This window comes from Acinetobacter sp. YH12072 (assembly GCF_013419565.1).
Taxonomy (GTDB): Bacteria; Pseudomonadota; Gammaproteobacteria; order Pseudomonadales; family Moraxellaceae; genus Acinetobacter.
Genome location: NZ_VOZV01000014.1, coordinates 65201 through 81121, shown reverse-complemented (window position 1 = coordinate 81121; position 15921 = coordinate 65201). Strand labels below are relative to the sequence as shown.

General features: G+C 41.7%; 11 protein-coding genes and 1 pseudogene. 7 read left to right on the top strand and 5 right to left on the bottom strand.

Features of this window, described 5'->3' with window-relative positions:
• Positions 1 to 129: pseudogene (locus tag FTU19_RS07985) on the top strand (IS4 family transposase); the annotation flags it as partial.
• A gap of 142 nt (positions 130 to 271) precedes the next feature.
• On the opposite strand, the gene FTU19_RS07980 reads toward FTU19_RS07985, so the two are convergent.
• Positions 272 to 1180, bottom strand: a complete 909-nt coding sequence (locus tag FTU19_RS07980) for a lysine exporter LysO family protein (RefSeq protein ID WP_166139651.1) — start codon at positions 1178 to 1180, stop codon at positions 272 to 274.
• Between the two features lie 65 nt (positions 1181 to 1245).
• The gene (locus tag FTU19_RS07975; protein WP_180130657.1) at positions 1246 to 2742 is read right to left on the bottom strand and encodes an NAD(P)/FAD-dependent oxidoreductase; all 1497 of its coding nucleotides are present in this window, start codon (positions 2740 to 2742) and stop codon (positions 1246 to 1248) included.
• Positions 2743 to 2886: 144 nt separating this feature from the next.
• On the opposite strand from FTU19_RS07975, the gene FTU19_RS07970 reads away from it, so the two are divergent.
• From FTU19_RS07970 to FTU19_RS07950, 5 genes are all read left to right on the top strand, one after another.
• Entirely contained in the window at positions 2887 to 3894 is a 1008-nt protein-coding gene (locus tag FTU19_RS07970) for an AraC family transcriptional regulator (RefSeq protein WP_166135051.1), read from the top strand.
• 83 nt (positions 3895 to 3977) lie between these two features.
• On the top strand, positions 3978 to 5129 hold the full coding sequence (zapE, locus tag FTU19_RS07965; protein WP_104425963.1) for a cell division protein ZapE: 1152 nt from the start codon (positions 3978 to 3980) through the stop codon (positions 5127 to 5129).
• A gap of 363 nt (positions 5130 to 5492) precedes the next feature.
• Positions 5493 to 7658 (top strand): malate synthase G, encoded by a 2166-nt coding sequence (locus FTU19_RS07960; protein WP_034702314.1) that lies wholly within the window; start codon positions 5493 to 5495, stop codon positions 7656 to 7658.
• A gap of 463 nt (positions 7659 to 8121) precedes the next feature.
• Complete coding sequence (locus tag FTU19_RS07955) at positions 8122 to 9564, top strand: aldehyde dehydrogenase family protein (protein ID WP_180130654.1); 1443 nt, start codon at positions 8122 to 8124, stop codon at positions 9562 to 9564.
• 92 nt (positions 9565 to 9656) lie between these two features.
• A complete protein-coding gene (locus tag FTU19_RS07950) occupies positions 9657 to 10319 on the top strand; it encodes an SOS response-associated peptidase family protein (protein WP_004783965.1) in 663 nt (220 codons plus the stop codon).
• Between the two features lie 82 nt (positions 10320 to 10401).
• Here the strand turns inward: FTU19_RS07950 and FTU19_RS07945 are convergent, their stop codons facing one another.
• Positions 10402 to 10866, bottom strand: coding sequence for a MarR family winged helix-turn-helix transcriptional regulator (locus tag FTU19_RS07945; RefSeq protein WP_004783963.1), 465 nt, complete (start codon positions 10864 to 10866; stop codon positions 10402 to 10404).
• A 963-nt stretch (positions 10867 to 11829) separates the two neighbouring features.
• Between FTU19_RS07945 and FTU19_RS07940 the strand changes: the two genes are divergently transcribed.
• Positions 11830 to 13353 (top strand): TerC family protein, encoded by a 1524-nt coding sequence (locus FTU19_RS07940; RefSeq protein WP_180130652.1) that lies wholly within the window; start codon positions 11830 to 11832, stop codon positions 13351 to 13353.
• Between the two features lie 475 nt (positions 13354 to 13828).
• Here FTU19_RS07940 and thiM read toward each other — a convergent pair whose 3' ends face one another.
• Together thiM and FTU19_RS07930 are read right to left on the bottom strand one after the other, a co-directional pair.
• Positions 13829 to 14662, bottom strand: coding sequence for a hydroxyethylthiazole kinase (thiM, locus tag FTU19_RS07935; protein ID WP_166135031.1), 834 nt, complete (start codon positions 14660 to 14662; stop codon positions 13829 to 13831).
• Between the two features lie 39 nt (positions 14663 to 14701).
• On the bottom strand, positions 14702 to 15862 hold the full coding sequence (locus tag FTU19_RS07930) for a hypothetical protein (RefSeq protein WP_180130649.1): 1161 nt from the start codon (positions 15860 to 15862) through the stop codon (positions 14702 to 14704).
• Positions 15863 to 15921 lie beyond the last annotated feature (59 nt).

Genomic DNA, 15921 nt, shown 5'->3' with positions numbered 1-15921 from the left:
GCAATTCAGACACAAATCTGGATTGCGATGATCGCCTATTTATTGGTGAGTTTCGCTCAACATTTAGGAAAAACAGGTTGGACAGTTCAACGTTTACTCAGAATAATTCAAGTGAATTTGTTTGAAACCTGAAGAACTTTAAAAGCTTTATTTTCACCCGATAAAATACCCATAAAACAAGAGGAAGCTCATTTGAGCTTCCTCTTGTGAAAAATTGTGGGACAGCAATGGACTTCTCCTCCCTTTAAAAAAGGGAGGTCGGGAGGGATTTTTAAATTACCGCCAACACACTTACCGCTACTGGCGCCAATACAGATAAAATAAAACCGCTCACCATGGCATGTGGAATAAAATCATTGCCACAGGCCTGTTTGACCATGGGTAAAGTCACATCCATCGCAGTCGCACCTGCAGCAGAAATTGCTGATCTTGGGTAACGCCAGCCGGCACAATACATCAGTAAAATCGCAAAAATTTCCCGAAACAGGTCATTCATCAGGGCAATACTACCCAGTTCTGCATTTCTCAGTTCTGTGACGACAACACCCGACATGGAATAAAAACCATAACCTTGCGACAGCATAATCAGGTCTTTTAAATGAATATCTGGATTCCAGAAAGAATAGGCAATTGCTGCCACGCATGAACCAGCAATACAACCTGCCGGAACCAGCAGGATTTTCCAGTTCAACCATGAGCGATCAAGTGGTGAGTAGGCGAGATCCAGTCCAATTAGAAACATAAAGACCAGTAATAAATGCCAAGTGCTGATCTGAACAGAAAGCCCTATTTGAGTGAAACTATAATGCAGCAAGTATCCAGCGGCTAAGGCAAAGAACGCATAACTGATATTGACCAGTGATTTAATCACTAGCTCAGTGGATACCCGTCCAGAAGAAGGCTGGAAATCTGCCCATTTAAAGAGCAGATAACAACAGCCAAATGCCCCAATAGAGGTGAGAAAAGCAATTGTAATAGAGGTATTTAGAATCTGAGCAGGATGAGGTAATTCCGCTAAAAGTTCAGAAAACTCAAAAGCGATGGCAATCAGCAAAATATAACTAAAATACGGAAGAACCTTAAAGCAGATTTTTGTGAGGGGAGCAGGAAGCCGTTTCGCAAAAACAAAACCAAGCACTAAACAGACCAGAAGCTGGGATACTAACCAAAGCGATTGCATAATAAAAAAGTATGATAAATCAGTCTTTATTATGCCATCGCTAGCACTATGAATGTGAAGGGCTTTTAACTGGCTTTATTTAAAAAATAGTAATCTGCCGCATTAAGGGTTTTGATTTTGAGCCAGTATTTCCAGGTATAAGTGGGCCACAAGGCAAAATTTTTCCCACCTTCCTGTTGATACCAGCTGACACAGCCAGATTGCCAGACCGTATTGTCCAGCATATGTTGGACATCCTGGTTGAATTTTTCCTGTACCTGATCTTTGACCACAATTGCATCACTATGTGATTGATCCACTAGGGCGATCATTTGCAGGATATAACTTACTTGCGCTTCAATCATGAAAAGGACTGAATTATGTGCCAGCACAGTATTTGGCCCTAATAACTGGAACAGGTTCGGAAAACCTTTCACACAGATTCCATAATAGCTTTCGGCACCATCTTTCCAGACATCATTTAAGTGAATGCCATTCAGGCCAGTGCAGTCAAAATTTTTCAGATAAATTCTTGGATCAGTAATAAATCCGGTACCGTAGATCAGGCAGTCAATCGGACGTTCTTTACCATCTACTGTAATAATACTGTTTTCAGTCACTTCACAAATGCCTTCAGTAACCAGTTCCACATTTTTACGGTTAAAGGTAGGGAAATATTGATTAGACACCAGAATCCGTTTACAGCCCATGATGTAGCCTGGAGTTAACTTCTTGGCAGTTTCCTTGTCCTTGACCTGATAGCGAATATAAGCTTCAGCCAGTTTCTGAGCATATTTCATGACAGTTGGTTTAACGATAGGCACCACGCGTGATTCATTGGACCAGTACAGGCGAATCCGGTGTAACTTGCGGAACCATTCATATTTGGAAAATAGCTTTTTTTCCAGGTCATGATATAGGCGCTCATCTCGTGGAATAACCCAAGCCGCAGTACGTTGCAAGACATAGAGCTGTTTGCATTCGGGTGCAATTTCAGGGATATATTGAATTGCACTGCCACCAGTCCCAATCGATGCAACATTTTTTCCCTTGAGATCATAATGATGATCCCAGTGAGAAGAGTGAAAGATTTTACCCTTAAATTTTTCAATGCCCGTAATATGAGGAATTTGAGGAACATGTAAAGGACCAGAGGCAAATACTACAAACTGGGCTTCCAGAATGCTTTGATCCTGCAGATGGATCTGCCATAAGCATCGGTCTTGCTGGTAATGAACCCCAAGTACTTCGGTATTCAGCCGAGCAAAAGCCCGAAGATTATAATGACTGACTAAATCCTGAATATAGCTAAAAATTTCCGGTGCTTCGGCATAGCGTTTTGACCAGTCAGTTTTGGGAGCAAAGGAAAGGGAATACATATGTGATTGCACATCACAGGCTGCTCCCGGATACTGATTATCGCGCCAGGTTCCACCAAAATCGCTATCTTTTTCTAAAATAATAAAATTATGGATGCCTTGCTGCTGTAAACGTATTGCCATCGCTATCCCGCCAAAACCGGCACCGATAATGGCCACTTTGGTATAAGGATGGGTGTGGGTAGGGCTTGTATTGTCCAGTATCTTCGCATTCCTTGCTTATTTTAATAATGGATAATTATCTTGATTTATTAACTGGCTATTAGATATAAAATTGATCTAAACGGCAATAGCCGACGGTTTATTTTTATAGTACAACTAGAGCTATCACATTGTATTTGTATGGTTATGAAACGTTCTGTTCTCAGTCTGATGTATCTGATCCAGGGCATGCGCAAGGCTGGCATAGAGGTCGATCAAAAACTGCAAAATATCGGCTTGCGTGTTGATGCGCTTGATCCGACTTCAATTATTCACCCAAGCGTGGAATATGATGTGCTCAAGGTGGTGGGTCAGGATATCCAGCCAGAACAGGGTTTATTGATCGGCCAGCATTATGCTTTGGCAGGTTATGGGCCTTTGCTGATGTTGCTGGTGACCAGTCCAACCGTACGTGATGCGATGCATCAGGTGATTCGTTTTCAGCAATTGACGCATCTTACCGGTCAGTTGGGAGTGGAGCAAAGTGAGTACCGCAGTGCGCTTTGCTATTATCCCAAGAAAACGGAAGATCATCTGGGAATGCTGGTCGCGCAAGCTGAGATTTCAGGTACTTTCAAGTTCATTCGCGATATTTACAAGATGATGGGTTTGTCCAAGCCTGACTTGCAGATTGAACTGCCTTTCGCCGCACCGGAACAACCTGCTACCCAGAAAATCTATCATGATTATTATGGAACACAGGTACAGTTTGGTGCTGCAAGAGCTGCATTCTGGTTTGATGAGGCCATTTTGGATATCCGAATTCCTTCAGCAGATGCGGAGACCTTTGCAGTCTATGAAGCAAAGTGTCTGACTGAACTGGAACGTCTGGCGGAAGATGCTGATGTCCCGACTGTGGTACAGCGAGTACAGGATTATCTGGAGCTGCAAACCGGTTTGATGCCAAGTATGGCTGAAACGGCTCAGGCTCTGAATATTCCAGAACGTACTTTACGCCATCAATTACAGCAGTTCGATACCAGTTATAAACAGATTCGCGAAGAGATTATTAAAGATAAAGCTTTGCGACTCATTGAATATAAACAGTATTCGATTGAAATGATTGCAGAGTTGTTGGGTTATTCCGAACCGGCTGCTTTTAACCATGCCTTTAAGCGTTGGTTTGGGCAAAGTCCTCGGCAATATATAAAATAGCCTAAGTTAGTTAATGCCAAAGTGTTATAGTGTGCGTTCTAAACTCCGCTATAATTAAACAGATCCTGAATAGTACGAAACCTATGTCCGATTTTAATTCACAGCACAGCACCGCTTTTAGTCCGATCTCTCCTGCAGAACGTTATGCACAGGCTTTGTCTTCAGGACAGTTTATGCCTGATGATGCACAGGCCATGGCAGTACATGAGCTGAATCGTACCTGGCTGGAATTAATTCAGCGCTTCAAAGCGTCTAAAAAAGCCTTTCGCCGTTTTCGTCGTCAGACTTCGCCAAAAGGCGTATATATGTGGGGCGGAGTAGGTCGTGGCAAGACCTGGCTCATGGATCAGTTTTATGAATCGATTCCATTTCGCCGTAAAACCCGTATGCACTTTCACCATTTCATGCAACATGTGCATCGTGAATTAAACAAGCTTTCGGGTCAGCGCAATCCTCTGGATCTGGTAGCGGATCAGATTTATAAAGATGCTGTGGTGATCTGTTTTGATGAATTCTTTGTATCTAACGTGACAGATGCCATGATCCTGAGTGATCTGTTCCAGAAGCTGTTTGAGCGTGGCATTACGCTGGTGGCAACTTCGAACATTGCACCAGATGGTTTATATAAAAATGGGATTCACCGTGACCGTTTTCTGCCAACCATTGAAATGGTCAAGAAAAACTGTGTCATTCTGAATGTAGATGCCGGTGTGGATTACCGTTTACGTGTCTTAAAGCAGGCGCAATTATTCAAATATCCACTAACGCATGATAATAAAAACTGGTTGGCACATCGCTATACCGCACTGACTCAAACCCAAACCTCTTCTCAAGAACCAATCATCATCAATAACCGCATTGTTGAAACTGTGGCACATACTGAAGATGTGTTGTGGTGTGAGTTCTCTGAACTATGCCTAAAACCGCGTAGTCCGGCTGACTTCATTGAAATTGCGAATATCTACAATACGGTATTGGTCAGCAATGTGCCGCATTTAACCGATTTCCTAAATGATGCCACACGCCGTTTTATTTATCTGGTCGATGAATTTTATGACCGTGGAGTCAAATTACTGCTGACTTCAGAAGATAATATTATTGATCTTTATAAAGGTGAGCGACTGGCTTTCGAAATTGAACGGACCCGTTCACGTTTGCTAGAGATGCAATCAGATGAATATCTGCATTCAGAACATCGCCAGATCGAGAAAATAGCTTCAAGTGAGCCTGAATAAATACAACAAGCGCTGGTCATGACCGGCGCTTTTTTATGCATTCCATTGCGTCAAAGATCGACAAGCTCAGCCAAACATGGCTTAATCTTGATCTAAATATGACCTTGTATAAAAAGAACGGACAACTTTTATTCAAAAATCTGAACTTAAGTCTAATTTCTACATTTCAAAAACTTTATACACTGTCATGAGGGTATTTAGCAGGATGATATTGCATCGTGTGTGACATCATTTAATAAGAATATGAGGGTATTCTTATTAGAAAAATGCTCATTATTTTGCGGTGTGATAGTACTATTCAGCTAGATTTTAATCGGTATACTAGAATCTCTTGTATAAAAAGTAGCAATATCAGGAAAGACAATGACTGCACGTATTCAAAAAGGCAAGTTAGCGATTGCTAAAGAACTTTACGATTTTATCGAAAATGAAGCACTACCAGGTTCTGGTTTGGACAGCGAAACATACTGGAAGAACTTTGAACAAGTCGTTGTTGATCTTAGCCCTAAAAACAAAGCACTTTTGGCTAAGCGTGATGATATTCAAGCTAAAATTGATGAATGGCATCGCAATAACACATTTGAATTACAAGCTTACAAAGCTTTCTTGACTGAAATTGGCTACTTATTACCAGAAGTAGAAGATTTCCAGATCAGCACTGAAAATGTAGACGAAGAGATTGCACTATTGGCTGGCCCACAGTTGGTAGTTCCAGTACGTAATGCACGTTACTGCCTGAACGCAGCGAATGCACGCTGGGGTTCTTTATACGACGCTTTATACGGCTTCGACGTGATCTCTGAAGAAGATGGTGCTGAAAAAGGTAAAGGCTATAACCCGAAACGTGGTGAGAAAGTTATCGCATTCGCGAAAAACTTCTTAAATGAAACATTCCCGCTGGCACAAGGTTCACATGCTGATGCAACCAAATATGCAGTTGAAGGTAATGCACTGGTTGTAACGCTGAAAGACGGCTCTACCACAACTGTTGCGGATAGCTCTAAATTCGTTGGTTACAATGGCGAAGCTTCTGCACCGACTGAAATTGTATTGAAAAATAACGGCCTGCATGCGATCATCCAGATTGATGCAAACAGCCCAATTGGCCAAACAGATGCTGCAGGCGTAAAAGACGTTGTGCTTGAAGCAGCTGTAACGACGATTCAGGACTTGGAAGACTCTGTTGCAGCAGTTGATGCTGAAGAAAAAGTAGAAGGCTACCGTAACTGGTTAGGCTTGATGAAAGGTACGCTTGAAGAGTCTATCGAGAAAAATGGCAAGACCATTACCCGTAAACTCAATGCTGACCGTACTTTCAAAAATGTTGAAGGCGGTGAGACCAAGGTTCATGGTCGTTCATTGATGCTGCTTCGTAACGTTGGTCACTTGATGACAAACCCGGCGATCCTTGTAGATGGCGAAGAGATTTACGAAGGCATTATGGATGCATTGGTTACTCCATTGCTTTCTGTGGCTGATATTCGTGGTGAGAACACGATCAAGAACTCACGTACCGGTTCTATGTACATCGTTAAGCCAAAAATGCACGGTCCAGAAGAAGTTGCATTTGCAGTAGAATTGTTTGAGCGTGCTGAACAGGCGCTTGGCTTACCTGCAAAAACCCTGAAAATCGGTATCATGGATGAAGAGCGTCGTACTTCGGTTAACCTGAAAAACTGTATTGCTCAGGCAAAAGACCGTACCATCTTCATTAACACCGGTTTCATGGATCGTACAGGTGATGAAATCCATACCTTCATGGAAGCAGGTCCGTTCGTTCGTAAAGGCGAAATCAAAGGCCAAAAATGGTTCCCAGCTTACGAAAACCGCAATGTGATGGTAGGTCTGCAAACTGGTCTACGTGGTAAAGCACAGATTGGTAAAGGCATGTGGCCAAAACCAGACATGCTGTTAGACATGTACAAAACCAAGACTGAACATCCTGAAGCAGGCGCAAGCTGTGCATGGGTTCCATCTCCAACAGGTGCAGTGATTCATGCGATTCACTACCATCAAATTAATGTAGCGAACCGTCAGCAGGAACTTCTTGCAACTGAAGCATTGCCTTTAGATGATTTGTTAACTCCACCTCTTGCAACTGATACTAACTGGTCTGAAGAAGAGAAACTGAAAGAACTGGAAAATAACTGCCAAGGTATCTTGGGTTATGTCGTTCGTTGGGTTGATCTGGGTGTAGGTTGTTCTAAAGTTCCAGACATCAATGATGTGGGCTTGATGGAAGACCGTGCAACTTTACGTATTTCTTCTCAGCACGTTGCAAACTGGTTACGTCACGGAATTGTAACGCGTGAACAGGTTGAAGAAGTAATGCAACGCATGGCGAAAATTGTGGATGAGCAAAATGCGAATGATCCACTGTACAAGCCAATGGCTGCTGACTTTGACAACAGCATTGCATTCCAGGCTGCTTCTGATCTGATCTTCAAAGGTGGTGAACAGCCATCAGGCTATACAGAGCCGCTTCTACATGCAGCTCGTTTAAAACTTAAAGGTTATACAGGTGACTAATCCTGTAACTTGAAAAAAAGCCTCTTCGGAGGCTTTTTTATTGCTCTTAAAAAAGATCTAAGGATAAAAATGTTCTTTTGGAAGGTAAACTAACTGACTGAACACCTAAAACAGAACAATGTCACAGAAGAAAATTTTAATAATAATTATCTGTTAAACAGTAGCTTTATATCTGCCAGTCGGTATTCCTATGAGCGTTTACAGTTCCTCATGCTGGGTAGCTGTAGAGCTTTGAATCATGATATTTAAGACTCAGTTTAATTCGCAATTTTAATTTCTAAGAATCGTATTTTGGCTGATGTACTGGAAGATTTAAACTGCGATAAAAGAGAATCATGCATCAGTAAGTTCCACTTACTTATAAAGCTAAAGATAAAAGCGTAACAATTCGTCGCTGTCACTTCCATCCTGAAATGGCTCTGCTAAAGTAAAAGCAAATCAATAAATTGCAGGGAAGAACAGCATGGCATATCAACATTTGGATCAGCAGTTTATTGCGGGTCAGTGGCAACCCGGCCGTTCCCAGAAAATGATTCAGAATCTGAATCCCTACACCCAAGATACGATCTTTACTTTGCAGTCTGCCAGTACAGCAGATGTGGATGCGGCTTATGCTGCAGCTGATAAAGCCTTTCAGCAGGGTGCTATTAAATCAGTTGAGTTAAGACAGCAAATCCTGCAAAAACTACAACAGGTGATTCAGGCACGCCAAGATGAAATTATTGACTGGTTAATTCTTGAGTCTGGAAGTACCCGTTTTAAAGCGGGTCTGGAAGTTGGCGCTGCTTTATCCATTATTCAGGAAAGTCAGAAATTTCCGGAGCAGATCAAGACTGAACAGCTGGAGAGCAAAGATCCCCAACGTAAAAGTCTGGTACTGCGTAAACCCTTGGGTGTGATTGGTGTCATTAGCCCATGGAATTTTCCATTTCATTTATCCATGCGTTCGGTAGCAACAGCGATTGCCTGTGGAAATAGTGTGGTACTCAAGCCAGCAAGTGATACACCAGTGACAGGTGGAACCTTATTAGGCAAATTGTTTGAAGAAGCTGGTTTACCCGCAGGTGTGCTCAATGTGATTTCAGGTGCAGGCAGTGAAATCGGTGATTATTTTGTCGAACATCCGATTCCAAAAATGATCTCATTCACGGGCTCTACTGAAGTCGGACAGAATGTAGGAAGTAAAGCCTTAGCCAGCCCTCGAATTAAACGTCTGGCGCTGGAACTGGGCGGAAATGCGCCACTGGTGATTCTGGATGATGCTGATCTTGAGCTGGCAGTAGAACTGACAATCATGGGACGCTTTATGCATCAGGGGCAAATCTGTATGAGCACCAATCGGGTCATTGTCGATGCGTCTATTCATGATGCCTATGTGGAAAAACTTTTAGAGCGAGTGAAAACTGTTGCTGTGGGTGATCCAAATCTAGAAGAGACCATCATTGGGCCGATCATCAATCAGAGTCAGATCAAAAAACATCAGCAGATTATTCAAAGTGCAAAAGAGCAGGGTGCAGAGCTGGTATACGAAGGGGGGATAGAAGGTAATCTGGTCTATCCACATATCTTTACTGGGGTAGCACCTGAATCTCCACTGGCTCAGGAAGAAAGTTTTGGACCGATTCTGCCAGTACTGAAAGCTCGTGATGAAGCACATGCCTTAAAGCTGGCCAATGATACCCGTTTTGGCTTATCCAGTGCGGTTTGTACCTCGAATATTGAACGTGGTGTTCATTTTACAGAACAGCTTGATATCGGTATGACCCATATCAATGGTATTAGTGTGGCAGATCAGGCTAATGCTCCGTTTGGGGGGGAGAAAAACTCTGGGCTTGGGCGTTTTAATGGACGCTGGATTTTTGAGGAATTCACCCGTACTCACTGGCTGACTGTACCCAGTGAATAATATTAAATGATAGAAACTTATCCATAATCCATACAGGTTTAAGCTTGGCATCAAGCTATAATCAGAGCATCAAGTGATCTGTCTGATTAAGCATGTGTGCCAACTTTAAGCCTTTAACTTCGCAGCAAATACATGATCTGGGCTTACCGGAAATTCCCTTTGAATATCCGGAAGAAGTCTATCCGAATTATGCTACCCCCTTGTTATTTCAATCTGATCAAGGTCTGGAATGGCGCTCGGTTAACTTTGGCTTTATTCCCAAATGGGCAGAGGATAAAACGATTGGGACAAAAACCTACAATGCCAGAAATGAAACTTTGCTGCAAAAACCAACCTTTGCAGAAGCGACAGCCAAATGTAAATTTGGTGTGATTCCCGTCTCGGAATTTTATGAGTCAAAGTATTTTGATAATAAACCACAACGCTGGGGCGTCAGACGTAAAGATGGAAAAGCGACCTTTATTGCGGCACTGTATGAAATTGCTCGGGTGCAGGATGAAATCGTACGTTCGGCTAGTATGATTACGATGGATGCAATAGACCATCCCATGATGAAAGAGTTTCATGAGCCGGGGAATATTAAACGTTCAGTTATTGTGATTCCGCACGAACGTTTACATGAATGGCTGAATCTCACGCAACCGGATATTCGCAGCTTTGTACAGGGATTTCCAGTAGAGGAGTTCGAATGTTCACATGTACCAAAAGAAAGAATCAAAAAAGCCAGTCCACAGCTGAACTTTTTTGATTCCTAAAACCTAGAAAGCAATGGCGGATCGTTAATTATTATAAAAGGTGTTATTGATCTCGCCAGCTAAATTCAAAATTGAAAAATACTTAACGAGCCAAATTTTTAAAGATATGGCGTAAGCTTTCCATGGTTTTTTCAATTTGTAATGGGGTTAGCCCTTCAAATGACTGTTCCAGTACAACATTGGTCAGGTCATTAATTTTATGTGTCATTTCCATTCCTTTTTCAGTCAGCGCGACACGGGTAATACGAGCATCGTCTTCACAGGAATAGGTTTCAACCAGACCTTCATCTTTTAAGCGATAAACGATCTTGGTGGTTGTCGACATTTTAGATACGACCATTTCTGACAGGTCAGAAACGCTGGCATGTGGTTTGGCTTTAAGAGCAAGCAAGATACGGCGACGTGAATTATCGACACCATACTTTTTAAGTGCATGATCTACATTTAGGACATATTGGGCATGAACTTGAGTCACCCAGTAGTATGGAAAGTTTTCTAAATTAAAGTCTTCTGCACAAGGTAAAAATTTTGCATATTTTTTAGTCATGAAATGTTCCTTTTATTTATTTTTCTAGGGCACTGACATTTTATGTAAAAGTTTATACATGTTTCAACCTTTATTTTTAAAATGTTAACGAGATTGCATTTGTTAGATCTTCTTAACACCAAAAAAATCAGGTGATTTACGTGTTGTAGATCAATCGGGGCAAATTGTAACTGTCTTTATCCAGATGAATGGCATTGATATGACATGCAAATCTTAAGACTCCAGATTAAATTTAGAGTCTGAATAAGAACTAGATTGGCAAACCATATGGATAAATGGCCGACCTGCGCATATATTACTTTTGGTGAGTATGCGGAAATACAATTCAAAATCGATGCTGTTTTAAATGAATGCTCTGATACATTTTTTAATCTGTAGCACGATGCAGATTCGGATTTCTCAAATCTGATCGAAAGCTAGAGCAAGTACATTTAAGTTGGTTACCCATCGAATAAAACCGTTTTGGATGAGAAACTTATGCATCTTTTTGATCCCACGACTAACTATTTATAACGTGTATGAACTATTTTAATAAAAAAATCCATATTTAAAATATGTCTTTAGATAAGTGGATTTAATGGACTTAGTCGGATAGTGGATGATTCAATATTTTATGATGCATGATTAGATATGAATATTAAGAGAAACAGTAATTTATATCTCAGGCTTCTATCAGTTAGATTTAATGCGCTTAGGGTCAAAAAGAAGCCTAAATTTTCTTTAATTTGTAATGAGTTATGTAGAACATAACAGATTCAGGCCAATGATTTGAAAATTAAAAGATTTTAGAATGAGGAGAGGCAAAGCGGTGCAACAGTTTTTCATAAATTTTATTGTTCAAAAATCATAAGTTTATGCATAATAGATACATCTTAAGTCGAAAAGGTTAAATTAAATGGATCCCTCGCCGTGCGTTGATCTTCCATATTCGTTGCTTACATACTCAAATGGGATGGTGTTCTAATGGAATTTTTATTAGATCCCGGAATTTGGGTTGGTTTAATTACTCTTATTATTCTCGAAATCGTTTTAGGTATTGATAACCTAGTCTTTATTGCCATTCTGGCTGAGAAACTTCCCCCTGAACAGCGTGATAAGGCCCGTGTGATCGGTCTATCCTTAGCCTTGCTGATGCGTTTAGGTCTGTTGTTCGCGATCTCTTGGTTAGTCACCTTGACTCAACCGCTTATTCAATTATTTAACTGGACCTTCTCCGGACGGGATTTGATTCTGCTCTTTGGTGGTTTATTCCTGCTCTATAAAGCTGTTACCGAACTTCATGAAAAAATTGAAGGCAAGCCTGAAATACAGGTTACGACCAAGGTGGCATATGCAGGCTTTACAGCAGTTGTGGCTCAGATTGTCATACTGGATGCCGTATTTTCACTGGACTCGGTGATTACCGCCGTAGGTATGGTCGATAATATCTATGTCATGATGGCGGCCATGATTATCGCGATGGCCGTGATGTTATTGGCGTCTAAACCATTGACTGACTTTGTGAATCGTCATCCTACGGTCGTGATTCTGTGTTTGAGCTTCCTGCTACTGATCGGGATCAGCCTGATGGCAGAAGGTTTCGGTTTCCATATTCCGAAAGGTTACATCTATTCTGGTATTGGCGTTGCAATTGCAGTTGAAGCCTTTAACCAGTTTAGTCAGCGCAATGCTGCGAAACATGAAGCCAAGATTCCGTTGCGTCATCGCACTGCTAACAGTATTCTCCAACTGATGGGCGCTAAGCTTGAAACCACCAGTACTACTCAGCATGAAGCACAGGAAACCTTTGCGGATGAAGAACGCTATATGATTGGCGGGGTATTGACCTTGGCAGAGCGTTCTGTAGCATCGATCATGACCCCACGAAGTCAGATTTCCTGGGTCGATCTGGAGGATAGTCCGGAACAAATCCGTGAAAAAATCCTGTCTGTACCCCACAGCCTGTTTCCGGTTTGTCGGGGCAGTCTGGATAAGGTGATTACCATCGTTCGTGCCAAAGAGCTGTTAGATGTACTGGATGAACCGGAAGAGTTAAAAGCTTTGATCAAGCGTCATCGCCCTATCTATATCTTTGAAAGAATGAAGGTGATTGACGCGATTAATACCTTACGTACCTCAAAAGGCTCTCTGGTGCTGGTAAGCGATGAATTTGGTCATGTACAAGGTCTGATTTCACCGCTAGATGTGTTTGAGGCAATTGCCGGTGAATTCCCGGATGCCGATGAGCAGCTGGATCTGGTCAAAGTTGATGATACACACTGGATTGCATCTGGTATGCTGGATTTGTACCAGTTAGAACTTGAGCTCGGTATGCTGGATCTGATTGATGAAGATGCAGGCTATATCAGTGTTGCCGGTCTGATTCTGGATAAAACCAATAGTGTGGTCGAGGTAGGCACTGAACTGAACTACCAAGGTATTCAATTCCAGGTAATGGAAATCGAAAATAACCGGATTAAGTCGGTGAGTATCCATTATCAGGGTTAATCGCCTGTCTTGATTATTTTTTGAGTCAGTTGCTTAAGGGCAACTGACTCTTTTATTGAATATTATTTATGACTTAGATATTAATGCTCACCTAAGCTTATTCTTCAGGCTAAATGGAGTATTGAATATTTCGGAAGCCAAGAATGTGTAATAGGTTTTACAGGTTTAGAAGTAATAAATCTTACTGAAGTATCAAAATCCAGACATGCTTTATTTAGAATTATTAAACAAATTTAAATAAAGTTTAAAAATAAGTGTGAATTTGACTAAGTGGTAAAATATATATTTCACGTAATTTTGAAAGATATTAGTCAAATTCGAGATACAAAAGCTCATCCAAAGCTTACACAATACTCAGCTTGAGCGCTTGAAAAATTATTTTTGCCAGATTAGGGCTGAATTTAATTATCTAAAAATAAGTTGAATAGTGTAATAGGGTGTTCTATGTGTTCATTATAAAACACCCGACTGATGCTTAATCCGCCAAAATCCGAAAGTCTGCATATTGACGGATCGTTTCTATATTCAATTGATGGATCTCATCGGTAAATGCAGCATTAAACTGGCCTAAGGTCGGTGCTTTGGCAAAAGCCAATTGACCGGCGATTGCAAAATGAACATGAGCAGAGAGCGCTGCGATCGCAGGAGAACTTACTGCACTATACGCTGCAATCAGGGCCCCTAGGGCACATCCAGTTGCTGTGACGCGCGGCTGTAAATATGAACCGCCTAAAACCTGAATCACCGGATAATCTCTGGAAATGATGTAATCAGACTCACCTGAAATAGCGATACATTCACATTGTTCCAGTAAGGCCTGCGCCTGTAGATAGACTTCTGAGCTATCGACAGTGCTATTGACGCCTTTGGACTCAATATTTTTCCCTGCCAAAGCACCAATTTCTGAAGCATTCCCCCGTAAAATTGTGGGTTGATAGGTCATGAGCTGATCCACAACACCTGAACGCCAATGCAGTACATTTCCATAACCAACAGGATCTAGTACCCATGACTTTTGGATACTGTGTGCTGTTTTAGCAGCGATCTGCATCGCCTCGACCTGTTCGGTAGTCGGCGTTCCCAAATTTAAACTGAGTGCTCCAGCAATTTTGACAAAGCTCTCTGCTTCAAAAGGATTATCAATCATAGCGGGCGAAGCATTCGCAGCCAGCAAGATATTGGCCACATAATTGCTGGCCACCGCATTGGTCATCACATGCACCAAGGGTTGCTGCTCTTGAAGCAATGACCAGGCTTCACAGATCTGATCGAAAAGAGTATTTTGTAATTGTTGCACGGAAGTATTCATCATCCTGATCTTTCAAATATGAATAGAGCTGCTAAATGCTTAGCGGGTAAAATAATGGTCTTGATGTTTGCAGTTACGGCATAACAGGCTGACATAATCACTGGCATCATATTCAACAGTAAGCTCTTGTGAGCCGCAATGCATACAGCGTTTTTGTGAATAAAATTTCAGGCGTGGTTCAATCTTTTGCCATGAACGCCAGACCGGCTGGAAGAAAATATTTTCATCATAACCCAGGAAGCGGAAAAACAGGATGCTGCTCATCTTGCTCAAAGGCAATTGCGGTGGACGAGGCAGGATAGAGGTTTCCCATTTTTCATTCACTGAACGTTCCCGATATTGCTGTAGGGTCTTTTTCAGTAAATTGGTATTAATGAAATTTTCATTTCGTGGTTTTAAAGCTTTCTGCTGATACAGATATTCGAGGGCCGATTGCACCAGATAATAAATCTGTCCCACAGCCAAAACATCGAGCAGGCGATGGCAGAAAGCCTGAAAACTTTGATTGCCCGCAATCTGGATACCCCAGCTACGGCAATAGAACTGTGCGAATTGAATGACTTCCTGATACAGCAGACAATACAGTGCATCTTTGACTTCATCCGCACTTTTAAAAGGTACGCCTTTGCTCAGATTTTCATAGAACCAGTAACGCAATTGCTGGGTAATACTAAACAGGCTTGGCTCAGAATAGCCATCCAGACGTACATTAATATAGTACTGCTGATTCTCTTGTTGAATATCTCTAGGAACTAGAATCTGGTCTTTCAGCAGATTTTTGACCAGACCATGCTGATACAGGTAATTCGGGCTGATGGAATAATATTTAATGGCATGCCAGTCAATATATTCCTGATGCTGGCTATGTTCCTGAACCTGTTCATCCAGAATCGAGAGCAGAAACAGTTTATTAATAAAGCTGAGCTGATTGAGCTCATATTCATGCCGATCCTGTTTTTTATGAAATTTCCGGTTTTCCTGTAAACGGACTTCTTTCAGCATACGTTTACGCTGAGCCAGACACTGATCGCAATAACAGTTATGTTTCTGGTCGGTATAGAGCTGATGCTGGCAGTGGCTGCATTCATGATAAGTAATGTCCTGATCATACTGTTCTGCCTCGATCCAGTACATGGAGGCCTTACATAACGGGCACTGCGTACTTTCATCAAGCTGTTTTTGCAGAACGTTGAATACCATGATTGCGCACAACTCCAGAATAAAGAGAAACTGCGATTATACACAGCTCATCAAAGTCA